Below are 22,512 nucleotides of genomic sequence, written 5' to 3'. Positions count from 1 at the left end.
CAAATTTACATATAAAAACCAAATCCACACCCAAAAAGATAAAGCTTAGAATACCACCAAGCTTATAAACAGAGTGAGAACTAGGTGGAGGAAGGAAATAGATTTTGGCTCAGCCGCCAAATTTCACTTTGCTGACGAAGTCAGCTTAGTGAAAGGGTCGCTTTGGAGATATTTCGAACTTTGAAATAGCTTCAAACGATCCCGGCAGCGTTCCAGCCAAAAAATCTATTTCCTTCCGGAACCGGCAGTTTTCGCACATCTGCTTTTAACACCAACCTAACCTCGAGAAATTCCAAGCTTAATCTGACACTCAGGACACAAACCGTAAACCTCCATATGATTACCAGAGATCATATACCCAGATAACTCAGCAGTTTTCTTTTCGAATTCCTTCTCATCTTTGCCAAATCCCTCATATGAAACATCAACAATTTTTCCACAGTTAGTACAAATAGCGTGGTAGTGGGGAGTTCCGAAATAATCGTAATGAGTACTTCCATCGCCATTTTGAAGTTCAATGACGAGTCCTCGTTCAACGAATGTATTCAATGTGTTGTAAATGGTTGATGCACCTAAATTGGGAAGCTCCTTATTTAAAGCAGCGTGAATCGTGTCAACTGATGGATGATTATGATGACTAGCAAGATATGACAAAATTACATGACGCTGTGGAGTGACACGCAACTTGTTGTCTTTTAAAACCTTTAAAGTCTCGTCTGCAACATTCTTCGTAGCCATAAGAGTACTTCCTTTCTTATTATCAATGATTATTAATTTTTCTTATCGATAATGATTACAAGATGATTATACTTCTTAATTGTAAGTCAGTACACTTTAATGTTTATTTATCAGAAAAATCTTTTATAAACCAGTGATTAATAGTTTACATTTATTGGTCATAAGGTTAATATAGAGTCGCTAACAGATAAGAACCATTCCAATGTAGCTTTAAAACTTGATTAGAATCAATTCAATTTTATTCGAACTCAAATAAGATTAACGGTGTAAAGGGGCGAGAAAAATGGAAAAAGCCAAGAAGAATAGAAGCCTTGCTGAAAAAATTAATGTTATGCGTGCCAGTGTTATGGGTGCTAATGATGGCATTGTTTCAGTAGCAGGTATTGTCATCGGTGTTGCCGGTGCCACAAATAATAATTATGCAATATTTTTAGCCGGGATCGCCGGAATGTTAGCCGGAACAATTTCAATGGCAATGGGCGAATGGGTATCAGTAAGTACCCAAAGAGATTCAGAGAAAATGGCTGTTTTAAAAGAAAAATCTGCTCTCGATTCACATTATCAAGAGGAATTTGATTTTATTAAAAATAAATATCAGAATACTGGAATCCCAGGTGAACTCGCCGCGAAAGCTACAACCGAGATGTTAGACGGAGATCAACTTGACACAGCAGTCAGAGAACGTTATGGATTTAATCCTAAAGAAAAAACTAGCGCCATCGCCGCAGCTTTAGCGTCAATGATTTCATTTCCAACCGGATCATTACTCCCACTATTATCAATTACACTTTTTCCAGAGAGAATTAAATTAGTTGCGACAGTAATTGCCGTCGTTATCGCATTAGTAATTACCGGATATTCAGCCGCAGCATTAGGTAATGCAAATAAATCTCGTGCCGTCTTGAGAAATGTAGTTTCAGGATTATTAACAATGATCGTCACATATGGAATTGGATTGTTGTTCGCACACTAATAGGAAAGGGATAAATACAGGATGAAAACAATGAGTATTCCAAAGCCAAAAAAACGCAAACAAACAATGGCAGAACGGTCAAATACCTTACGTGCCGGAGTCTTAGGTTCTAATGACGGAATCCTAACCGTTGTCGGTGTTCTATTCTCAGTCGCCGTAGCAACAACCAATCAATTCACAATATTTATCGCCGGCCTTTCCGATTTACTAGCATGTGCCTTCTCAATGGCATCAGGCGAGTATGCCTCAGTCAGTTCACAGAAGGATACGGAAAAAGCTGTCGTTGAACAAGAAAAAGAATTATTGAAGACTGATTTCCAAAGTGAACTTGATGCAGTTGCTGAATTTTATGTCAATCGTGGTGTCACTCAGGCAACTTCCTACGACATTGCAAATGCACTAATGAAAAAAGACGCTTTAGGAACTGTTATCAGAGTTAAATACGATCTAGAATTAGGCCACTACATGAGTCCTTGGAATGCAGCGTTCTCATCACTAATCGCAGCATCTTCAGGTGGTATTTTCCCACTTGCTGCAATGACTTTGTTGCCAATTGGATGGCAGTGGCAAGGTACAATTTTAGCGGTTATTGCTTCAGTTGCTTTGACGGGTTACTTGAGTGCCAAATTAGGTGATGGATTAGTCAAAACAGCCATCATCAGAAATGTCATCGTTGGTATCATCACAATGTTTATTCACTACGGAGTCGGATTATTATTAAGATAATTGAATAATCATAGACTTGAATTTCTACTTAATTAGAAATTCAAGCCTTTTTTTTGATAGATTTTCTTTGTAAAAGAGCATAAAAAAATCCATTATTTGTGTAGTAAACTGTGATTGTACGTTAACGGTTACATTGTTGTACAGGAGGGGTTTTATTATGCATAAAATGGGGAGACTTTTTGCGTGGCTGACTTTTGTAATTGCATTAGTTTGTGGCGCTCAGCTTGTCACAAATACAGCGACGGTTCATGCGCAACTCATTAATTCAGATTATCTGATGATCGAACACGCATATGATTGGGGACCGGCCGTTGATCAGGTGGTGATACGAGTTAATCAACCAATCAAGGGGACAGATTTAAACGCAAAAACGTTCAGTGTTAGCAACAGCAACGAGTATATTGACAGTACCCCAAGAACAGTCACGAAAGCTTATTTATCAGATATTGATGGAAAAAAAGTTGATTCCACTAGTAGCAGATTTATAACGTTAAACATGACTGTGCATCCAACCTTGAATGTTGCCAGAGCTCTGTCGTATAGGAATGACTCCGGATTAAGCATTCCAGTGAAAATGCAGTACCAAATCACTCAGGAACACAAGCTTTATACACAGTCGGGACAAGTGATTGATGATATTGCACCAATCCAAACTGACACCCAAGTTAAAGCTCCGCAGGCAAAAGTTTTCTCGCCAGAGCGTTCATTTACTTACCAGGACAAACATTTTGGAACACAGTATATGAATTACACAACTTATTCACCTAAAAATGAGCAAAAGCATGCCTTGGTTATTTGGCTTCACGGTGCTGGTGAGGGTGGTTATGACAACAATCAAGTTGGATTATATGGAACAAACTTAGTTGACCTTGCAACAAATAAGTTCCAAAAATATTTCGACGGTGGTTTTGATATTTTGATTCCACAAGCTAAGACTTATTGGATGGATTCTAGGAAAACTACTGTTGAGAATAGGGATGATATTGGTGGCTTGGGGACTAAAGATACCACGTCTGAAGATGCCATTACTCAACACACTCGTTACGAGGATGCGCTTGATGCACTGATTCAGGATTATTTGGCCAGCCATCCTAAGGTTGATCGAAGTCGGATTTACATTGGTGGATGTTCAAATGGTGGTTATTTAGCAATGAGAATGTTAGTGAAGGATCCAAGCAAGTATTCGGCAGTATTTCCTATTTGCGAAGGTTATCTTGATAAAAATATCAGCGATTCTGATATCTCAGCTATCAAAGATACACCAATTTGGTTCACACAATCGGCTGGAGACAAAGTTATCGATTCGCAACAAAATGGAATTCCAACTTATAAACGGTTAGTTGCTGCCGATGCTAAAAACGTTCACTTTACACTATTAAATGGTGTTTATGATGAAACCGGTCAATTTAAAGATTTGGATACTGGCAAACCATATCAATATAATGATCACTTCTCATGGCTAAATGTTTTGGATGATTATCCCGCCACAGAATTCGACGGAACACAGACAAAGAATAGTAACGGAACAGACACTACAGTGTTTAGTTGGTTAGCAAAGCAACATAAAGTAACATCTTGGAAATAATTATTGATACTCTACAATTTTCGACAAAAGTAATATAGGGGGTTAAGCAATGAGATTTAAAAAAGTATTTCTAGTTTTAGTCGCATTCATAGCTTCAATTTGTGGGCTACAATTCATGGGGAATTATGAATCAGTCCACGCCGATTCAGTGAACTCAAATTACCAAATGGTTGCTCACGGATATGACTGGGGACCAGCCATAGACCAGGTGGTCATTAATACCAGTACGCCAATTAACTCACAAAAGTTAAGCACGGATACATTTAATGTAAGTAATAGCGATACCTATATTCCTAGTACAAAAAGAACTGTTACCAAGGCTTATGTGTCTGATGCAAAAGGGAATCCGGTCGATTTCGCCAGTAGTAGATTCATTACACTGAATTTACAAGTTGACCCAGATTTAACCGTTTCAAATCCATTTTATTTTCACCAGGATTCGCAGTTAAATATTCCTGTTTCCGTACAATTTCAAATTACGCAAAATAGTCCTCTGTTTACCTCATCAGGTGCAGAAATAACAAAGATTGCTCCAACTCCAAGAACGACGGATGTTTCATATCCAGAATTAGATAAATTTTCCAAAAATTATTCGTTCACGTACCAAGATAAACATTTTGGGACGACGAAGATGCAATACACTTATTACCAAGCTCCAACCGATCAGAAGCATGCGCTGATTATTTGGCTTCATGGTGCTGGTGAGGGTGGCTGGCAGCCTAAGCCTGTCTCACTTCTTGGTAGCAAGGCGGTTACTTTGGCTCAAAATAAGATTCAAAGTTATTTTGGCAATGGTGCTGATATTTTGGTTCCTCAGGCGAGAACTTATTGGCTCGACACGAGAACTGCTAATGAAGCTGGTGCTGATGATTTCGGTGCTTTAGGGAGTAACAGCACGACTTTGGGCTATCCAAACACTGTTGATGGCAACCAGCAGCGTTCACGTTATGAGTCAGGTTTGACTGAATTAATCAAAGAATATATCAAGAGTCATCCCAACATCGATCAGAATAAAATTTATATTGGGGGATGCTCAAATGGTGGCTATATGGCGTTGAGAATGATGATTATTCATCCTGATAAGTTCTCAGCAGCTTTCCCAACATGTGAAGCTTATCTTGATAAAAATATTTCAAATAAACAAATTTCTACTATTAAAAATGAGAATATTTGGTTTACTCAATCTAGAAATGATCCGATAGTAAATCCACAAACGAGCACAGTTCCAACATATAAACGGTTAATGGCTGCCGGTTCAAAGAATGTTCATTTCACATTTATGGATGACGTTCATGACAGAACTGGCTTGTATAAAGGTAAAGACGGATTGCCATATCAATATCTCGGACATTTTTCTTGGATCGATGTGCTAGATGATTATCCAGCACCAGATTATGACGGTTCGCAGTCTGAGAATCCTGATGGCACACCAACTACAGTGCTAAGCTGGGTCAGTCAACAGACAAAGAAAACCAACTGGAAATAATAAAATATTTCTAACAAAAAATACTGAGATTTTTCTCAGTATTTTTTTATTTCCAAAAGAATTCGAATATATTTTTATACTAATTTTGTACTGTTAAATAGTTTCATAATTTCGTATACTATATTGAATTCTAAATGGAATATACCAATTGAAATTGATAATAGGCGGTAAAAAATGATTAACATTACATTTAAAGTAACCGTTGGATTGTTAGCGACTTTTGGCTGTTACATATTGTTTCAAAACAAATTAATTGCTAATAATGTTTTTGCTGGTCAAACGGAAGAAATTAATCAAAATAATAATGAAGTTTCTGAACAGACTAATGGAGAAAGTGAGATTGATGTGGTCAATTTTAATAGACCTATTTCACCCAATCCTGTACATGTTCCTGGTTGGTATTTTGTCCCGGGGTTTATTACTCAACCAATGAAGGAATATAATGTCCATTTAAAAAATGATTTTCAAATTACGGCTAAAGTTGGTTTGAATAATACTGCCAGTAGTGGGTTTGGTGGAAATTATTTCTCATGGTTCGTTTCTTCAGATGGGGTGAACTGGGATAAAGTCAGTCAAAATAAACATTCTCGCGATACAATTGATACCTCTGTGTTAACTGATTCATCTGATACAGAAGGAGTCAGATATTATCAAGCTTATTCGGAGGTTCAACCTCAAGTATTCAACAAGCCGATTTATTCTGAAATTGCGACTGTTCATTTTATAAAGGGAGACGTTAATGCGACAGAGATTAAAGTAAATACAAGTAAAGATTATCTAGTTTCCAATCCCAACTTTGATCAATATATTTCGGCAAGTGCCATAACACAACCCAAGGGAGCTACTGGAAGAGTCATTTGGAGTTCAAGTGATACAAATTTAGCAACGGTTGATCCATATACTGGAAAAATTACGGCAAATCCTAACAGGAAAACTGGTACTGTGAAAATAAATGCGGAAATAATTAATCCACGATATATGCGAAACAGCAATGTTTTTGGTTATAAAGAACTGCAAGTAAAAAAAATGCTGGAAATCGACGGGGAAACAAATTTTCAAAATACAGTACTGTTCAGACTAAATCCCGATTTTGATTTATCGAAATCAAAAATTGAATGGTTTCAAAAACTAGATAACCAAGTACATAAATTTACTAATATTTCCGATCAGATAATTAGCAAGGAAATCAAATTACAAGATAATAATTCTGAAATTTATGCTGTGATTACACCCTTGGATATTGATGATAAGCCACTACCAAACAACGCTACGGAATCAAATCATGTGAAAATCCAGGTTAAGGATATGCCACCAGGTGCTAATAGAAATGTGCATATTAGACAATCGTTGTCCAATATTTCTATTTACGGGAATTCAGAAAATATTGGTGTTCATCAATTACTTAAGCACAAAATTACATTTAATGATGATTCCGAAACATATGGCTATAATGATGACAATGTTGATGGAAATTTGAGAATTCCAATTAGTATAAATGAAACCAACATAAAAATAGAGTCTATTCCAAGTGGATACGTTCCCGATTATCGTATTGAGAATGACGGATTACACCAAGATATTATTTTTGAAAACTTTCCGATTAAGCGACATTTTGGTTTTGATTTAATTGTAAGTACGAGAGTTGATAAAATAATAGATTCTTCTTTTGACTACAATCCAGTTTATAAATACAGAACCCTCTTTAACACTGATGAAACCGTCATTGGAAAGCCAGTTCACGCTGAATTTAGCACGAATACTATTGAAATTAATCCAAAGGACATCAATTTTGGGGAACATTCTAAATTGGAAAAAGATGATGTTAATCGTGAACAAGATCTGGATAATGAAAAATTTGTGGACATACGTGACAAAAGAATTAAATATTCTCCTATTTCACTTTTTGTTTCAAGCAGTGGATTCCAAAGGAAGGGAGCACCTGTTAGAAACGTTCCAATTACTTTGGCAAACTATGATGAAAACGGGATAGAAATTTCTCCAAAAGGAAATTATTTCGAAGTTGCAAGCTCAATGAATAATTCACCGTTAAAGTCAGTTTTTTGGAATCGAAAGCAAGGGCTAAAACTAAAATTTAACAAGCTAAATTTTCCTGACGGTGACTATCACACAACGCTTTACTGGACACTTGAAGACTCAATCAATTCACAAACTAAATAATATTCGGAATAAAGGCTGAAAAATATTCAGCCTTTTTTGTTTTGAAAAAAATTTATATGAATTTATATATCAAACTTGCTGTGTTCAATCCATGGTTCCATAGATATAATATCGATAGAAAAAATCTTATGGAAAGGATTACATAAATATGAGATTTAACATGAATATGAATTTTAATCATTCAAGATTAGTGCTGAGATTATTGTTCTTAGTACTTATTGTATTTTCATTTATTTGGATTAAGAATGATCATTTTAAATGGGATAAAGTAAACGCTGAAACAAACGATTTCGCCGTTGTAGAAGGTAAGGAAGATAGTGAAGAAATTCAGGTTTCAACGCTGGAGGACGATGGTAAGCAGACAAAGGTTCATCCATATCGGGAGCCATCGCCACCACCAATTCACTTTGTTGGATTAACTTTTCGATCTGGATATCGAATTCAACCTAAAAAGGAATATTATTTACACACGAATGAAAAGTATTTGATACAGACTAGAGAAACTCATCCATTTGAATTATTTGCTCCAAATTACAAGTGGTATGACAAAAACGAAAGTTATGGGTGGAAAGAGATTCCCGATGAGACCTCGGAAAATATTGAGGTGTCATCCAAAAAGCCAAGGACAGTATACTTACAGGCAAGTACACACTATGGGCATCTGTTTTCAGATGATTATATTTATTCTGAAATGGCAATTCTGCATTTCACATCGGAGACAATTAATGCGGCATCCGTAAGCGTTACAACCGACGCGGATTATTTGTTTGTTAACAAAGATTTTAAAAACCAAAAAGCTCATGCGCAGGCTCATTTGAATCCAAAGGACTCAACTGCAAAAGTAAAATTCAAAAGTAGTGATACAAAATTAGCAACAGTTGATTCAGAGCTGGGTGAAATATCGGTCAATCAAAATCATCATGTTGGAAAACTTTATATTGAAGCATTGGCAGAAAATGCTGACGGGACGACAGCAATAGGTCGCAAAGAAATTGAAGTAGGGTGGTTATTAAGTGGAACTGAACATGCCGCAATCGGTACTAGTGCTGAATATCATTTGAACGGCGTTCCTAAAGACAATCAGGCAATAATTCGTTGGCATACTGTTACAAGGTCGTTCTTCATTGATCATGACAGAGTAGAAAAATCTGGAAAAGATTCAAAATTTGTCATTCCAAATGTAAGTCGTAAAAATAATAATACGGATGTGTATGCAGAAATTATTAGGAAGAATCCTACTAATGGTGAAACAAAATCTGTGAAATCAAATGTAATTAATCTTAAAGTCTCCGGGACAGAAAAACATCCTTCCATTCACACTAGGCAGACGATTAAAAATATTACACACCCGTATGCGGATTCGTCAGATGAAAAGATCAATAACGTTGTTCCTGGGGATGAAATATTACATTCTTTAAAATTGGTAGATGTTTCGTACAGCACGGATGTTACTGGGAGACCCGGAGAATTACATTTTCCTATTGTTGAAAATGAAAAGATAGAGAGTGTAACTGTTAATGGGAAGGATCTAACTTTGGATGAAGTTCTGTTTAAGGATAATGAAGGGAAACAATCAATAACTATCACAAACGTGGTGATTCCTCATAAAGAAACTGTTGATGTTGAGATTAGATCTAAAATTACCTCAACTAAAGTAAAGGAATATATTTATGAACCGGAGTATGCCTATGTAAATATTACCGACGAGGAATTATACGAGAAGTTCAATATAAATAAATCTGAATTTAACGAGAACACTTTAGAAATTAATGCTTTACCAATTGATTTTGGGACTAGCTTAAAAGTTGGAAATAAGCTTGTACATAGAGCATCAGAAGAGGAATTTCATCCTGTGTTAGATGTAGTGGATAAGCGCAGACATCCGCCTAAGACCACTTTGGGTATTCAAGTAGTCGATGAATTTAAACATGTTGATGATTCAAGTAAAATTGCACCTATTAGTTTCAGATACTTCAAGAGTAAAGACGAGCACGTTACCATTGGGAATGACGTTTATACAGTTGGTGACACAGTCTTTGATGAAAAAATGAATTCGGTTCAATGGCACAAAGATCATGGGCTTAAACTATTTATCCACCACGGCGACTTCGATGACGGACAATATCAGTCAACATTACTTTGGACGATAAGTTATACGCCATAGCCTTGTATAAGTCTAAAAAGGAATATATACTTAATATAATTATTTTATATATTTCGGGGGCTATACTATGCTAAATTTTAAGTTTTGGTGGGGATTGAATATTTTCTGGGTAATTGTTTTTGCATCAGTATTTGTCTTCATAATGAATAAACAAATTGTCCTTTCTGGACCTGTACGTGTTTATCAAATGCGTATGGTTGCTTTGGCAATTTTGTTATACTTCTCAGGAATTATTGGGGTAGGACAAGTTCTTTTCTACCACTACATTAAAAGTAAAATGAATATGGATAAACTTGAGGGTAAAGATAAATAGATTTAAGTACAAAAAGGGCGGTATCCGTTAGGATATCGCCCTTTTGTTTATAAACGTGTAACCAAAGGCTGCAACCTCCGCTTAGCTACAGGCTATGCTCGGTGGCAGAACGCCTTTTGTTACACTCTTTTTTATTTTGATAATAATAAATCGACTAGTGGTTTAGGCTCGATGTTGCCCAAATTGGCTTTCAAATCGACTTTTGATAAGGCATCTGTTAGTCCAGCTTCATCAAATGTTGCACCTAATAAAGCTTTCTCAATTAGGCTGATGTCACCACCGGTAATGAAATCACCGTAGATTTTGACGTCTGAGATTTTTGTGTCTTTTAATGAGAAGTTAAAGGCGACGGTACCGATATCAAAGTGTTTTGATACATAATCGGTGAAGCCGGGGTTTTCACCATAGTTCCAAGCGTCAGTATCGTATTTACCTTGAAGGCGTGAGTCGATGACTTCCCAGTCATGATCGTTTAGTTTGTATGTTTCGATATCATCTAATGAGTCGGCTTTGAAAATACGTTTTAATAGTTCAACTTTAAATTCGTCGGCTGACATGCTTCTGAATGGTTCATCCAAATAATCCTTGATGTTGGTAATACGTTTGTTGACGGATTTAACACCCTTGGATTCAAGCTTATCTTGTTCAGGAGTCAGCACTTCGCTGGCTGTATCCATGCTCAAGTCGAACATCAAAGTTCCACCAGCAGCGTATGAGTGACCAACTTTAAACATGGTCATTCCAGAAAACTTTTTGTCATCAACAACGATATCATTACGACCGCGCATTTCAACGCCCTTGGCACCCATGTCATGCAAAGCGTCAACGATAGGTTGAGCAAAGTAGCTGTAGTCACCAAAATGGTCGTCGTTATCAATAATAATATTTTCGAAGACAAGATTTCCAAAGTCGTGATATACAGCACCACCACCTGAAGTTCTACGTACTAGTTGAATGTTATTTTTCTTCAGATATGGGAAATTAACTTCAGCGTAGGCGTTTTGATGGACCCCAACGATAACAGATGGGTTGTTGATATACATAATCAATCCGTGTCCAGGTAACTTAAGATCATTAACCAAATAATTATCTAAAGATTGATTCACAATTGCGTTGTAAACAGGCTTACCGTCTCTTGATGTATCGATGAAAAACATAAAAACACTCCCTCATAATTTGTCATTAGGAATATTGTATGCCTTTACATGTCAAATCCAAAGCGATAAGGCTAAGGAGTCAGACCTTTTGTGACAAATTTAATTGTGTGGTCTAATTCTTTATCCTCGTTAAATTTCATATCAGGGAATATTAAATAATGTTCAGCAATATAACCGAATAACGCTGAAAAAATAAATCTAAATATCTCAGTATTATCCCAATTGACCATTAGCTTACGTTTTTTTAAGTCATTGGAGACGTCATTGAAGCTCTTCATATATTCATACGGAATAGCTTTTACCATTTTCTCGCGAATGCGCAAATCATAAATAAATTCATCGACGAAAATTTTCACCACGTTAAGATTATTTTTAACAAAGATATTTCTATTATTCATTAGTGTGGCTACAAAATCGTGAACAGTAGGGTAGTGAGTTTGTAAGGTTTCCTTTGAAAATTCATTTACAATTTTTGGCAAAATATTTCTGGAAAGTGGATTTAAGATTGAGAAAAGTAATTCTTCTTTGTTTTTAAATTTTTTGAAGATACTTCCTTCTGAAACACCAGCGTTATCAGCGATTTCTTTAGTGCTGGTATTCGAATATCCTTTGGCAGCAAATAATTGAATTGCTGATTTAAAAATCTTTAATTGCTTTTCGGTTAGTCCATGTGTTTCGGGTGATCCTTGATAAATACTTATAATATCGTTCATAGTAAATTCCTCACTTATTGGACAGTTACTAATAGTCTAAAACAAAAAGAGCCAAATAGCATGCTATTTAGCCCTTAGGTAGGAAAAACTTATAAATAGATTTATTAAGCTTGGTGAGTGGTGTGACTTGAGCTGTTTACGCCATGGTAACCAATGTAGAATTGAACAACTGCGACAACGATATTTACATAATTTAAAACATTGAACCATGTGTCAATGCCAGCTGTCTTTGTTGCTGCAAAGTATACCCAGAAACCAATAACGATGGCTGCGACATTAATCCATGCAAATGTTTTCTCAAGATTTGAGTTGTCCATCACGAACCACATCCAGATAACGTTAACTACGAACCAGACTGCTAAGATCCAAAACATTGTTGTAAACATAATAATCAACCTCTATTCCTAAAATAATTTCTTAATAACATTCGCAGTGAGTACTCACTATCTCAACTGCAACTTCAGTATAGTTCAATTTAGATGGATGTCAATAATCAAACACAAATAAAATCAAAATATTTGTATTATGTTTATTAAATTTTGTTTATTATGTGATAAATGGGTTATGGAAACTGCTGTTAGGGCAAGACTCTTCATATGTGATGGTTAAATTATTAAAATATTAATTTCAATATATTGATACTTTATACGATGCTTTTTGTCGCTTATCGAGTTATAATTTAATTTGTAAAGGCTTTCAAAATACATATTTTCAGAAGGAGTTCTTTCATATGGCACAAAAAGTAGCAATGATTACAGGTGGAGCACAAGGAATTGGTAAGGCAATCGCTGAAAGATTATCAAAAGACGGATTTGCAATTTCTGTCGCAGACTTTAATCTGGAAGGTGCTCAAAAAACTGCAGATGAATTGAACAAAAATGGAAAGGCAATTGCTGTAAAAGTGGACGTTTCAGACAGAGATCAAGTATTTGCAGCAGTACAAAAGACAGTCGACGAATTAGGTGACTTCAACGTTATTGTTAATAATGCTGGATTAGGACCAACAACACCAATTGACACAATTACTCCAGAACAATTTGAAAAAGTATATGCAGTTAATGTAGGTAGTGTTTATTGGGGAATCCAAGCAGCGCACAAAGCCTTCAAAGATTTAGGTCACGGTGGAAAAATCATCAGTGCCTCATCACAAGCCGGACAAGTAGGCAATCCAAACTTAGCATTGTACAGTGGAACAAAATTTGCATCAGAGGAATTACCCAAACAGCCGCTCGTGATCTAGCAAAAGAAGGCATCAACGTAAATGCATATTGCCCAGGAATCGTAAAAACACCAATGATGATGGACATCGCACACCAAGTAGGAAAAGAAAACGGCAAAGACGACGAATGGGGAATGCAAACATTTTCCAAAGACATCGCCCTAGGACGCCTATCAGAACCAGAAGACGTAGCAAACTGTGTAGCATATCTAGCCGGACCAGACTCAGATTACATGACAGGGCAAGCTTTGATTATTGACGGAGGGATGGTGTTTAACTAAATAGAGCCAAAAACAAAACGCACTTGACCCATGCATATAAGATGGCCATAGCGGAGAGGGGTGCGTAACACCCCCGCAGCTCTGGACAGCTTATATGTGTGGGTCAGTTTTGTTTTTAGCGTTTCCGCTAGATAAAAATGAACCAAGAAAACGAAATCATATTCAAAAAGTTGTTCAACATTAATCCCACCAACTTGAAATTAAAAACAAACAAATAGAATCAAATCCAACCACCTCAAAAACAGGGACACGCTAACCCAGCAGTTCCTGTTTTTTGCTACAATAAACACCAGAGGTGACCAAAAAATGCCAAGAGAAGCACAAGTACTAATAGTAATGGATATGCAAAAAGGATTTTCCGACGCGTACTATTTCAATGAACTAGTAGATAGAATCAACGACCGTATAAAAGACTACAAAGATTCTGATAAGCCGGTAATCTTCATTCAACACAACGAAAAGGGACTAACTCAAGGAACAAAAGATTGGGAACTGGCAGATAATTTAAATGCTAAACCTGATGATCTAACTGTCCAAAAGACACATCTAAATGCTTTTTATAAAACTGAATTAAATGATTTATTAACAGAAAATAATTTAGATCAATTAGAAATTTGTGGGTTACAAACTGAGTACTGTTGTAACGCTACTATCACGATGGCTCACGGACTAGGTTACCAGATTACCATGCAGCCAGAAATGACAACCACATATGACAATGATTTTATGACCGCAACGCAAACAATTGAATTTTTTGAAGATATATGGAATGGCAATTTTTTGAAATTTGTATAACGATATTTTTATAAAAATATATGCTATGAGCATATTTTCTACTATTACCTTTTAACAGGACTATAATAGATTCTGTGGGAGTCTGGTCTGAAGTCTTTCAATTTCAATGAAGGGTGGCGAAAATATGCAGGGATATAAAAATTCAGCTGATTTAATCGAGAATTTGAAATCAAGTTATCACAAATTCATTGACGAGTACGAAGGAATCACAGATAACGTGGCGGACGACAAAATAGCTCAAGTAGATAAAACACCTCGTGAGATGCTTTCGTATCAAGTCGGGTGGCTCCATATGATTCTGGCCTGGGAACAAGCAGAGGAAAGTGGACAAGAAATTACAACACCAACCCCAGGTTACAAGTGGGATCAAATGAGACAGCTGTATGAGGACTTCAACGTTAAATATGGCGCTGAAGGATTAGTTAATGAGGAAAAAGAATTAGGCACCCTAGTCAAAGAATTAGTAGAATGGGTCGATAAGATGCCAGAGGATGAGTTGTTAAAACCCGGTCAAAGAAAATGGGCAACAACTAAGGCAATGTGGCCTGTAGCTAAATGGATTAGGATTAATGCCATTTCCCCATTTACAAATTACAGCCGACAAGTACGCAAATGGAAAAACTTTACATTGCGTCAAAAAGCTGCAAACTAAGTAGTTTTTTTAGGTTAAATCAAAAACACTTCTGAGAAAATTAAGTACAAGTTTTGTACTTTTATTTTTTCAGAAGTGTTTTTTTGTTTAGGTCGGAATTAAGTCAATCAGGAAGAACCCAATCGTTCCGAGAATTATTAATAATGTAAAGTTGACGATTGAGAATGATGCCATATATTTCCCGGCATTTCCCTTGAAGTAATAACGGTATTGCTTAAAGGCTAGTAAGTTAGCTAGTGATGCAACAACAGTACCCAATCCACCAATATTAGTACCTAAGAAAATTGCATGGATATTAGTTGAAAATTTTGACATCAAAATTGTTGTTGGAACGTTACTAATGAATTGACTGGTGATAATAGAAGTTAAGTATGTACCAGTTTTAGTTTGAATCAATCCTGACAAGTGGTTAACAATTGAAGGATCACGGTTGATATTACCAACTGCAATGAAGAAACACATGAATATCAGTACAATCGAGTAATCCACGACTTGTAAAATTTTTGGATTGATGAATACTACCAATAATAGTGCTGCGACAAGTGAGGCCCACATTGGAATAGCTGAGAAAATCCCTAAGAAAATCACCACGGTGACACCTAGAGTCAATGTTAGATGTGGGATGTTCAGATCAACTTCTGGTAATTTGTGTAATTCAATTTTATCTTTTGGAAAAAACTTGGTTACTCCAAACACGGCGATGTAGTTAATTATCGTAATTGGAAGAGACATAATGAAAAATTGACTAATTCCTAAGTTGAAATGAGTTAGTAAGAATAGATTATGCGTATTACCAAATGGTGTGAAGATACTACCTAAGTTGGATGCCAACGCAATTAGGATGACAGGATATACAGGATTGATCTTCAAACTCTTGGTTATTTTGTAGAATAGTGGAACCAATGTCAGAATCGTGACATCGTTAGTTAAGAACATTGCTCCGAAAAAAGCTAAATTAGCAAGCATAAAAACGAGCTGTTGCTGTGTTTTAGCTCGTCTGGTTAGATATGCGGCGTAGTACTTCAATAAATCAAGGTAATCATAAATCTGGATAATTATCATCATTGATAACAATGAGGTAATAGTTTTCCAGTTAATATCTGAAAGCTGCGGTGGACTGATGAACGATGTGATAATCGCCGCAGCACCAGCAATCCACAACACCTTGTCCGAGAAAACTCGTTTTAAGACATTCATATATGTTCTTCCCCTAGGAAATGTACCCTCTATAAAATTAGTGTAAAAAAAATAGCGTTGCCTATATTATACATAATGATATTGATTTTTATTTATAATAACTAGCTGAATAAAATCCAATATTCATTGTGAACTTTAGAAGGTGAGGGGTCAACAGCAATAAACCTAATATTTAAATAATTATAGGAAATAAAAAAAGAGATTACCAATTAGGCAATCTCTGGGAATTTATTTTCCGTCTTTTGGAACAACTTCTTGACCACGTAAATTCCAAGTTACTGCGAATAATGCTGCAGCAATTAGACATGATGCGAAGATTGTAATGAATCCGGCTGTCCAGCCAAGGTGGTCAACTATGACACCCATAATGGCGTTAGCAGCAACTGAACCGAATAGGTAACCAAACAGTCCTGTTAGTCCAGCAGCTGTACCAGCGGCCTTCTTAGGTACTGAATCAAGTGCTTGTAGTCCAATTAACATAACTGGTCCATAAATTAAGAATCCAATCATGAATAGAGAAATGTTGATCATAACTAAGTTTGTAGCTTTCCAGTACATGATAACGAAGATACTAACAACTAGCATGAAACAGAAGCCAGCAGGTCCACGACGCCCATGGAATAGTTTATCTGATACCCAACCAGCAAAGATTGTTCCTGGAATACCAGCTAATTCGTAAATCATGTATGAATTTGAAGAACCTGCTAAAGAAATATGTCTCATTTCAGTTAAGAAAGCAGGAGCCCAGTTTTCAACACCATAACGTACGAAATATACGAAAATGTTGGCACAAGCAATAATCCAAACCCATTTGTTGTTTAAAACGTGTTGGAACAAGATTTCTTTTGCAGAAAGCTCTGTTTCAAACATTTCATGTTCTTCATTTGGGAAATCATCCTTGTAAGTTTCAATAGGTGGTAAACCTTGTGATTCCGGAGTATCCCGAATTAAGAAGTAAGCTGCGATGGCAACGATTATACCAACGATAGCAGGGATGATAAATGCACCAGTATATGATTTCATACCAGTAACATGTGCGGCGAAGAATGCAATACCACCGGCAGCAAGTGGGGCCATAAGACCACCACCGACATTATGTGCAACGTTCCAAACAGATGTCCAACCACCACGTTCTGAAACTGAGTACCAGTGAGTTAAAACACGACCTGAAGGTGGCCAACCCATACCTTCAAACCAACCAATCAAGAATAGCAAAATAAACATTGCGGTAATTGATTGAGTAAGAGCAGGAATGAAACCAAACATCAAATTAATGATAGCTGTAAGAATCAACCCAAGTGGTAGAAATATTCGTGCATTACTACGGTCAGAAATTATTCCACTAAAGAATTTACTGAACCCGTAGGCGATGGAGACGGCTGAAAATGCTACCCCCAATTGCGTCTTGGAAAATCCTTCGTTTACTAACTTAGGAATTACCAAAGAGAAATTATTGCGTAATAAATAATAACCAGCGTAACCAATGAAAATACCTAAGAATACTTGCCAACGTAATTTCTTATATGTTGGATCAATTTTATCCTTTGGTACCATCTTTTTGGCAGTTGGTGGTGTCAAAAAGCCCATAGTGTTCCCCCCTATAAAAATATATTGAATAACTGTTGAAAACAGTAACCGTTTACATAATGAACAAAATAATATACAAAGTCAATGATATTTATAAAATTTTGTTTCATGCTTAACAAAAATGTCATATTATACAATTTGATTACAATGATTATGATTATTTTGCCATATTGATGAAAGTATTAATGTAGAGCATTTTCAGTTTTAAAATGAAACAACGATTGGTATAATTAAAGTGCCAAAAGGGGGACAAAGATTATGAATATATTCCGTATTGCCTTATTTATTTTAGCCTCAATGATTCTAACGATTATTGAAATGACAGTTGATCCTTCGTTTTACGTTGGCCGGATTTTCCTAGGACTGTCGGTTGCTTCACTAGTAGTATTTGTACTAATGTTTATTAGACAAAATTGGCGTTTGGAACCAGAAAAGATTAAGAAACACTAAATGTAAAAAATGAATATAAAAATAGAGCCGTTCAAAATAAATTGGGCGGCTTTTATAATATCTCTAATATTGATATGCTTATAGAAAATATCATGAGGTTGGGATATGGATAATATAAAGAAACTACCAAAGGATGTTAAAAAGATTTGGCGTCTTTCGGCTACCTTTGATTTTGTAATAGTTTTATTAGTGATGGCTGCATTTTTATTTTGGTATGCAGCAGCTCCAGTAGGGATGAAAAACACCTTGATGACGATATCGATGATTATTCTAGCATTTGGTATTCTCGACTATATCTTTGAATTGGCCTTGGTCGAATATCGATGGAATTTTTGGACTTATTATATCGATGATAGACAAGTGGAACTTCATCACGGATTCTTTTTCAGAAAACAAATTATTATTCCAATTGCTAGAGTTCAAAACGTCACCTTAAAACAAGGACCCATCTTGCGTTGGAAAGATTTACAAAAAGTTAACATTGTTACAGCCGCCGGACATAGTGAAATTAGTGGCTTGAAAACTGATGAAGCGGACAACTTGAAAGAGATAATCATGAAGTTGGCTCGGGAGGCTAGAAATGATATCTAAGCCTCGACACCTTCATATAGCCGCATTATTATTTTTCCTATTCGACACAATAAAACAAATGGTCATACCTTTTGCTGCCGGTTTGTTTGGGGCGACTAGCTCGGATGATGACGTATTGATGATCTGGATAGTCGTGGTGTTAGTACTATTTATCATCGCGATAACGGTGCTAAAGTTTATCTTTTTCACCTATCAAATTTTGGATGATGAAATAATTGTAAAATATGGTGTGTTCGTAAAAAAGGTCAATCATGTACCTTACGAAAGAATTCAAAATATCACGACTAACCAATGGTTTTTCCTAAAGCCGTTCAACTTAGAAGAACTGGAAATCGAGACGGCTGGTCATTCAGATAAGCCCGAGGTTCAGCTGAAGGCTGTCCCAATAACATTGAAGGATGAGATCAATCATCATAGACGAAATGAGTCAGTAAAACTCAAAACTTCTGAGGTTAATGAAAATGTTCAAGAAAAACCAGACAAAATTACTGAGAATATTGGCAATACGTATACAATCAGTTGGCGAGATTTAGTCAAATTTGCACTAACATCACCAGCATTTCTGACCGGAATTGTGGTGGTTTTGGCCGCATATGGAAAAATTCAGAATGGAATCAGCCAAACGCTATATAAGAATATTGCCCAACAAGCCTCTCACATTGGTGTCCTAATCATTATCGGAATATTGGTTGCAATACTTCTTGTATTTTACATTGGCTCCGTAATCGCATTGATAATTCAGTATTATCACTTCAAATTAACTGAAAAAGACGGACAATTTATAACCGAACGCGGATTGCTACGGACACGCAAAACTACCATCAAAATGGATCGTGTTCAAGCAGTAATGCTGAAACAACCGCTACTCAGAAGCTTTCTGAAAATTGTCACCGTGCAATTAGTAATAATTTCCAATTCGAAAAAGGGTGATTCGGAAAAAGATATCATCGTCATGCCAGTAATCGCTCAGCGTGATGTAAATAAATTTTTGAAACAATTCTTTCCAAAGATACCTGCAGAACAAGTGTCAGCCTTTAGTCCGGATCATCGCACATTCTTTTACGATTTACGCAACGCAACATATTTTGCATTGGTAACCGTTGTATTGACTATCGGATTTTTACATTCGATAACTTGGCTCTGGGTAACTTTGGTCATTGCTGAATTATTGTTCTGGTACACTCCGGCATATTTTTCGGCCAAACGATCTAAAGTTGAAGTAGTCACGGACGACTTTCTAGTTATCAGGAACAACAAAGTTTTAACAAATCAGGTATTCTTCATACCTAGGTCGAGCGTTCAATTCATTGAGAAGCGTCAAAGCATTTGGCTAAAACACAAGGATATGTCTAGTTTGAATGTCAATGTTCGCTCAGGAGCCACTCAAAAGAAGATTAAAGTTAATTATCAAAATGATTCTGACATTGAACAAATTGTTAATTGGTATAAGCACTAAAAAAACGATATCCGCTGGATATCGTTTTTTGTTATGGTTTTTAATATTCACCTTCGGCAATTATATCCAAAGTTGTTTTTGATGGAATGAAGAATAAGGTGCCTGAAATAGGAGTACTGAAATCGAGAAGACGATCACTCTTAGTAAACATGTTAGTCAACATATTATTAGTAATGTGGAAACTCTTCGAATAACCAATAAAGTAAGTACCAGTTTCATCTTTAGAAGGATTTGAAAATGGCACATTCATTCTAACAATCTTGTGCTCGACGCCTCCTTCTTCATCTTTGGAAACGATGTTGTGAGCATTAGGCGATTTTTCGTCGTCATCTAATTCACGGTCAGAGAATTTGCGACGTCCAATAGTTTTTTCTTGTTCGTCAGTAGGAAGACTCTTCCAAGCATCCATATTGTGCATATATTTTTGTGAAAACGCATATGATCCGTCAGCAAATTCTTTGTCCTCATCACTATCAATCAAAGTGTAATCCATTGATTCAACACCAGCTGGATTTTCAGTGCCATCGATAAATCCAACAATCGCACGTCCTTCAAGATACCTAAATCCATGAGTTTCATCTTCAACAGTAGTAATTGGACGAAGAATTTCCATAAATTGGTCAAGAACTTCATATGTAACAGACTCAACTTTGGCACGAACATGCAAGAAAATATCACCAGGAGTTGAAGGTGCAGTATATTTAGGTCCCTTGATTTCTTTAAAAGTAGTTAGTTCCTTTGGCTTTGGAGCGTTTGGAAATAAGTAATCCCAAGCATCTGAGCTAAATCCCCAAGCAACAGCGAGTTGGTCGTTTTGGTTTCTGATGCGCATACTATTGATGATTGAATTAGACATGTCAGCAAATTCAGCGATAACTTCACGATCCTTATCTAAATCATCTTTTTTCAAATTTAAAGTAACGAAAGTAACACTTTCACCAGCATCCTTATATACATCTTGTGCATCTTTGATATTTATTGACATAAAATAACCTCCGCAAACATATTTATCTTACGATATTACTATATAACAAAAACGTTGGTAGTTTAAATATCAAATGTTTAATTTATTGATTTTGAGCCAATTTTGTTACACAATATGTGGTTAAGTAGACAATGTAATATACATGTTGAAAACGGAAGGATGACGAATATGTGTACAAGTCTAAGTTATGAAGCATTAGATGGAACAAAATTTTTAGCAAGAACTATGGATTTCGCATTTGTATTAAACGGAAATCCAACATTTCTTCCTAGGGACTACCAATGGATTAATTCACTCGATAAAAAAACTTATAAGAACAAATATGGAATCATGGGTACAGGCGCAAAGTATCGTGATAACTATATGGTTGCTGACGGCTTCAATGAATATGGATTAGCAACAGCAGAATTATATTTTGCTGGTGAAGCTGAATATGAAACAGAACCAACAGAAGGCGCAATCAATGTAGTTTCAGAAGAATTCATTTTGTGGATGCTAGGAAACAACAAGACAATCGATGAACTTCGCGAAAACTTGAAGAACGTTCACATTATCCAATCTGATAAGGGCGTGATGGGTAAGAACCAACCACTACACTGGGTAGTTACTGATGTATCTGGTAAAACATATGTCATCGAGCCAAGAGCAGGACACCGCCTAGAATTAGAAGAAGATCCAGTAAACGTAATGACAAATGCACCAGAATTTGGTTGGCATTTGAAGAACCTTTCAAACTTCTTAGCCATGAAACCAAAGTCATACGAAGCACAAACATTTGGAACATATACAGTAGAACCAAATGGTGTCAACGGACTAGAAGTATGGCCAGGAAGCTACACATCACCAGACAGATTTGTCAGAACAGTATTTACACGTGAAAATATGCCACAAGCAGCCAATGCAACTGAATCAGTTAATTCAATTATGCATATGCTTGATGGTGTCACAATTCCTAAGGGTGTAAAAGTTAAAGACAACGGTGATTCGGATTTTACTCAATATCAAATGATTATGGATATTTCACACAGATCTTGCTACTTTATTCCTTATGGAAACAGAACTGTATACAAGACTGATATGACTAACGATTTGTTGGAGAATCAGACTGAACCTAAGGAGTTTATCGTAGAGCCTGAGCAACAATTCGTCGATTTGAACGAAGAAGATGTTAAAGCATAGAGTTATATTGGATTGTTTGTTTGGAGGTTCACTGCCGCCTGCAGAAACAAGAAAATTTAGGTTGCTGTGTGAACTTGCGTTGTCAAG

20 protein-coding genes and 1 pseudogene are annotated in these 22,512 nt (G+C 36.2%); 14 read left to right on the top strand and 7 right to left on the bottom strand.

All coding sequences use genetic code 11. From position 1 onward, the window contains the following. Positions 1–276: 276 nt before the first annotated feature. On the bottom strand, positions 277–738 hold the full coding sequence (locus tag ABM34_RS07200) for a Fur family transcriptional regulator (RefSeq protein WP_048704603.1): 462 nt from the start codon (positions 736–738) through the stop codon (positions 277–279). Positions 739–1,021: 283 nt separating this feature from the next. Here ABM34_RS07200 and ABM34_RS07195 point away from each other — a divergent pair, with 283 nt between their 5' ends. From ABM34_RS07195 to ABM34_RS07165, 7 genes are all read left to right on the top strand, one after another. Then, positions 1,022–1,711, top strand: coding sequence for a VIT1/CCC1 transporter family protein (locus tag ABM34_RS07195; protein WP_048704602.1), 690 nt, complete (start codon positions 1,022–1,024; stop codon positions 1,709–1,711). 21 nt (positions 1,712–1,732) lie between these two features. Then, complete coding sequence (locus ABM34_RS07190; RefSeq protein ID WP_048704601.1) at positions 1,733–2,437, top strand: VIT1/CCC1 transporter family protein; 705 nt, start codon at positions 1,733–1,735, stop codon at positions 2,435–2,437. A 157-nt stretch (positions 2,438–2,594) separates the two neighbouring features. Beyond that, positions 2,595–4,022, top strand: coding sequence for a prolyl oligopeptidase family serine peptidase (locus ABM34_RS07185; RefSeq protein ID WP_048704600.1), 1,428 nt, complete (start codon positions 2,595–2,597; stop codon positions 4,020–4,022). A 49-nt stretch (positions 4,023–4,071) separates the two neighbouring features. Continuing rightward, positions 4,072–5,508: a prolyl oligopeptidase family serine peptidase gene (locus ABM34_RS07180; RefSeq protein WP_048704599.1), complete on the top strand. Its 1,437-nt coding sequence runs from the start codon at positions 4,072–4,074 to the stop codon at positions 5,506–5,508. Positions 5,509–5,682: 174 nt separating this feature from the next. Continuing rightward, complete coding sequence (locus ABM34_RS07175; RefSeq protein WP_048704597.1) at positions 5,683–7,686, top strand: Ig-like domain-containing protein; 2,004 nt, start codon at positions 5,683–5,685, stop codon at positions 7,684–7,686. Between the two features lie 160 nt (positions 7,687–7,846). Then, the gene (locus ABM34_RS13355; protein ID WP_048704595.1) at positions 7,847–9,850 is read left to right on the top strand and encodes a hypothetical protein; all 2,004 of its coding nucleotides are present in this window, start codon (positions 7,847–7,849) and stop codon (positions 9,848–9,850) included. Between the two features lie 67 nt (positions 9,851–9,917). After that, positions 9,918–10,163 (top strand): DUF3923 family protein, encoded by a 246-nt coding sequence (locus ABM34_RS07165; protein ID WP_048704594.1) that lies wholly within the window; start codon positions 9,918–9,920, stop codon positions 10,161–10,163. 131 nt (positions 10,164–10,294) lie between these two features. Here the strand turns inward: ABM34_RS07165 and ABM34_RS07160 are convergent, their stop codons facing one another. From ABM34_RS07160 to ABM34_RS07150, 3 genes are all read right to left on the bottom strand, one after another. Continuing rightward, positions 10,295–11,320 carry a lipoate--protein ligase gene (locus ABM34_RS07160; protein WP_048704592.1) on the bottom strand — a complete coding sequence of 342 codons (1,026 nt, stop codon included), beginning with the start codon at positions 11,318–11,320 and terminating at the stop codon, positions 10,295–10,297. 71 nt (positions 11,321–11,391) lie between these two features. Then, a complete protein-coding gene (locus ABM34_RS07155; RefSeq protein ID WP_048704590.1) occupies positions 11,392–12,033 on the bottom strand; it encodes a TetR/AcrR family transcriptional regulator in 642 nt (213 codons plus the stop codon). Between the two features lie 104 nt (positions 12,034–12,137). Then, positions 12,138–12,419, bottom strand: a complete 282-nt coding sequence (locus ABM34_RS07150; protein WP_048704589.1) for a hypothetical protein — start codon at positions 12,417–12,419, stop codon at positions 12,138–12,140. A gap of 344 nt (positions 12,420–12,763) precedes the next feature. Between ABM34_RS07150 and ABM34_RS07145 the strand changes: the two are divergent. The 3 genes and pseudogenes from ABM34_RS07145 to ABM34_RS07135 all read left to right on the top strand — a co-directional run bounded on the left by ABM34_RS07145 (position 12,764) and on the right by ABM34_RS07135 (position 14,980). Beyond that, positions 12,764–13,533, top strand: a pseudogene (locus ABM34_RS07145) ((S)-acetoin forming diacetyl reductase). 306 nt (positions 13,534–13,839) lie between these two features. Continuing rightward, the gene (locus ABM34_RS07140) at positions 13,840–14,328 is read left to right on the top strand and encodes a cysteine hydrolase family protein (RefSeq protein WP_048704587.1); all 489 of its coding nucleotides are present in this window, start codon (positions 13,840–13,842) and stop codon (positions 14,326–14,328) included. Positions 14,329–14,452: 124 nt separating this feature from the next. Beyond that, positions 14,453–14,980: a ClbS/DfsB family four-helix bundle protein gene (locus ABM34_RS07135; protein ID WP_064505407.1), complete on the top strand. Its 528-nt coding sequence runs from the start codon at positions 14,453–14,455 to the stop codon at positions 14,978–14,980. Positions 14,981–15,067: 87 nt separating this feature from the next. Here the strand turns inward: ABM34_RS07135 and ABM34_RS07130 are convergent, their stop codons facing one another. Beyond that, positions 15,068–16,177 carry an SLC13 family permease gene (locus ABM34_RS07130; protein ID WP_048704584.1) on the bottom strand — a complete coding sequence of 370 codons (1,110 nt, stop codon included), beginning with the start codon at positions 16,175–16,177 and terminating at the stop codon, positions 15,068–15,070. Between the two features lie 228 nt (positions 16,178–16,405). Continuing rightward, complete coding sequence (pgtP, locus tag ABM34_RS07125) at positions 16,406–17,764, bottom strand: phosphoglycerate transporter protein PgtP (protein ID WP_048704583.1); 1,359 nt, start codon at positions 17,762–17,764, stop codon at positions 16,406–16,408. Positions 17,765–18,022: 258 nt separating this feature from the next. On the opposite strand from pgtP, the gene ABM34_RS07120 reads away from it, so the two are divergent. From ABM34_RS07120 to ABM34_RS07110, 3 genes are all read left to right on the top strand, one after another. Continuing rightward, the gene (locus ABM34_RS07120; RefSeq protein WP_048704581.1) at positions 18,023–18,214 is read left to right on the top strand and encodes a hypothetical protein; all 192 of its coding nucleotides are present in this window, start codon (positions 18,023–18,025) and stop codon (positions 18,212–18,214) included. Positions 18,215–18,319: 105 nt separating this feature from the next. Beyond that, positions 18,320–18,805: a PH domain-containing protein gene (locus tag ABM34_RS07115; protein ID WP_048704579.1), complete on the top strand. Its 486-nt coding sequence runs from the start codon at positions 18,320–18,322 to the stop codon at positions 18,803–18,805. Beyond that, positions 18,795–20,261, top strand: coding sequence for a PH domain-containing protein (locus ABM34_RS07110; RefSeq protein WP_048704578.1), 1,467 nt, complete (start codon positions 18,795–18,797; stop codon positions 20,259–20,261). The genes ABM34_RS07115 and ABM34_RS07110 overlap by 11 nt, the downstream gene beginning before the upstream one ends. Positions 20,262–20,301: 40 nt before the next feature. Here the strand turns inward: ABM34_RS07110 and ABM34_RS07105 are convergent, their stop codons facing one another. Beyond that, positions 20,302–21,246, bottom strand: coding sequence for a Dyp-type peroxidase (locus ABM34_RS07105; RefSeq protein ID WP_048704577.1), 945 nt, complete (start codon positions 21,244–21,246; stop codon positions 20,302–20,304). A gap of 168 nt (positions 21,247–21,414) precedes the next feature. Between ABM34_RS07105 and ABM34_RS07100 the strand changes: the two genes are divergently transcribed. After that, positions 21,415–22,425 carry a choloylglycine hydrolase family protein gene (locus tag ABM34_RS07100; RefSeq protein ID WP_048704576.1) on the top strand — a complete coding sequence of 337 codons (1,011 nt, stop codon included), beginning with the start codon at positions 21,415–21,417 and terminating at the stop codon, positions 22,423–22,425. Positions 22,426–22,512 lie beyond the last annotated feature (87 nt).

This window comes from Companilactobacillus ginsenosidimutans (assembly GCF_001050475.1).
GTDB lineage: Bacteria > Bacillota > Bacilli > Lactobacillales > Lactobacillaceae > Companilactobacillus > Companilactobacillus ginsenosidimutans.
This window is presented reverse-complemented; position numbering and strand designations above follow the sequence as displayed.

Bases quoted from the DNA above. Each gene is read 5' to 3' on its own strand.
- ABM34_RS07190 (WP_048704601.1), top strand. From the start codon at position 1,733: ATGAAAACAATGAGTATTCCAAAGCCAAAAAAACGCAAACAAACAATG.
- ABM34_RS07165 (WP_048704594.1), top strand. From the start codon at position 9,918: ATGCTAAATTTTAAGTTTTGGTGGGGATTGAATATTTTCTGGGTAATT.
- ABM34_RS07105 (WP_048704577.1), bottom strand. From the start codon at position 21,246: ATGTCAATAAATATCAAAGATGCACAAGATGTATATAAGGATGCTGGT.
- ABM34_RS07110 (WP_048704578.1), top strand. From the start codon at position 18,795: ATGATATCTAAGCCTCGACACCTTCATATAGCCGCATTATTATTTTTC.
- ABM34_RS07140 (WP_048704587.1), top strand. From the start codon at position 13,840: ATGCCAAGAGAAGCACAAGTACTAATAGTAATGGATATGCAAAAAGGA.
- ABM34_RS07150 (WP_048704589.1), bottom strand. From the start codon at position 12,419: ATGTTTACAACAATGTTTTGGATCTTAGCAGTCTGGTTCGTAGTTAAC.
- ABM34_RS07180 (WP_048704599.1), top strand. From the start codon at position 4,072: ATGAGATTTAAAAAAGTATTTCTAGTTTTAGTCGCATTCATAGCTTCA.
- ABM34_RS07185 (WP_048704600.1), top strand. From the start codon at position 2,595: ATGCATAAAATGGGGAGACTTTTTGCGTGGCTGACTTTTGTAATTGCA.
- ABM34_RS07115 (WP_048704579.1), top strand. From the start codon at position 18,320: ATGGATAATATAAAGAAACTACCAAAGGATGTTAAAAAGATTTGGCGT.
- ABM34_RS07135 (WP_064505407.1), top strand. From the start codon at position 14,453: ATGCAGGGATATAAAAATTCAGCTGATTTAATCGAGAATTTGAAATCA.
- ABM34_RS07155 (WP_048704590.1), bottom strand. From the start codon at position 12,033: ATGAACGATATTATAAGTATTTATCAAGGATCACCCGAAACACATGGA.
- ABM34_RS07160 (WP_048704592.1), bottom strand. From the start codon at position 11,320: ATGTTTTTCATCGATACATCAAGAGACGGTAAGCCTGTTTACAACGCA.
- ABM34_RS07130 (WP_048704584.1), bottom strand. From the start codon at position 16,177: ATGAATGTCTTAAAACGAGTTTTCTCGGACAAGGTGTTGTGGATTGCT.
- ABM34_RS07175 (WP_048704597.1), top strand. From the start codon at position 5,683: ATGATTAACATTACATTTAAAGTAACCGTTGGATTGTTAGCGACTTTT.
- ABM34_RS07200 (WP_048704603.1), bottom strand. From the start codon at position 738: ATGGCTACGAAGAATGTTGCAGACGAGACTTTAAAGGTTTTAAAAGAC.
- ABM34_RS13355 (WP_048704595.1), top strand. From the start codon at position 7,847: ATGAATATGAATTTTAATCATTCAAGATTAGTGCTGAGATTATTGTTC.
- ABM34_RS07120 (WP_048704581.1), top strand. From the start codon at position 18,023: ATGAATATATTCCGTATTGCCTTATTTATTTTAGCCTCAATGATTCTA.
- ABM34_RS07195 (WP_048704602.1), top strand. From the start codon at position 1,022: ATGGAAAAAGCCAAGAAGAATAGAAGCCTTGCTGAAAAAATTAATGTT.
- pgtP (WP_048704583.1), bottom strand. From the start codon at position 17,764: ATGGGCTTTTTGACACCACCAACTGCCAAAAAGATGGTACCAAAGGAT.
- ABM34_RS07100 (WP_048704576.1), top strand. From the start codon at position 21,415: ATGTGTACAAGTCTAAGTTATGAAGCATTAGATGGAACAAAATTTTTA.